Raw genomic sequence first — 617 nt, 5'->3', positions numbered from 1 at the left:
AAAACACATTGAATTATTATAATCAATTTCCCCAAAACTCTCTATAGAAATTTTCCAATTGATTCGTTTTAATTAAAGAATAACACATCTTTGATATGCTATATTAGAGACAGGGGGATGGATATGGCCAAATACTCTAGTAAAATCAACAAAATCAGAACGTTTGCGTTGAGCCTTGTATTTATAGGCTTCATTATTATGTATGTCGGGGTCTTTTTTAGGTCCTCGGTCCTCTTGATGTCGATGTTTATGATCTTGGGGGTATTGTCTATCTTGTTGAGCACAGCGGTTTATTTTTGGATCGGCATGCTTTCAACGAAAGCGGTTCAAGTCGTCTGTCCAAACTGTGAAAAACCGACCAAGATTTTAGGCCGGGTTGATATGTGCATGCATTGCAGGGAGCCTTTGACATTGGACAAAAACCTCGAAGGAAAAGAGTTTAACGAATCGTATAATCGAAAGTCTCAGTAAATGCTGCAACAAAAATAAGCTGACCGTTAAAAAAGCGGCCAGCTCTTTTTAATGGCTTTCTTTTTTGTCGCATTCCTGACATAAACCGTATATCTCCAGTCTATGGTGACTGACTTTAAATCCTGTCACATGTGAAGCAAGCTGCT

At 38.2% G+C, this 617-nt stretch carries 1 protein-coding gene and 1 pseudogene; one reads left to right on the top strand and one right to left on the bottom strand.

Annotated elements, in window-relative coordinates; genetic code table 11:
- The first annotated feature begins 123 nt into the window (after positions 1-123).
- The gene (locus ACWHAR_RS29080) at positions 124-471 is read left to right on the top strand and encodes a YgzB family protein (protein WP_016886237.1); all 348 of its coding nucleotides are present in this window, start codon (positions 124-126) and stop codon (positions 469-471) included.
- A 48-nt stretch (positions 472-519) separates the two neighbouring features.
- Here the strand turns inward: ACWHAR_RS29080 and ACWHAR_RS29075 are convergent.
- Positions 520-617 (bottom strand): annotated as a pseudogene (locus ACWHAR_RS29075) (transcriptional repressor); the annotation flags it as partial.

The organism is Bacillus sp. LR--39, from assembly GCF_053613335.1.
Note: the sequence above shows the minus strand (reverse complement) of the source record. Positions and strands in the feature narration are given on the sequence as shown.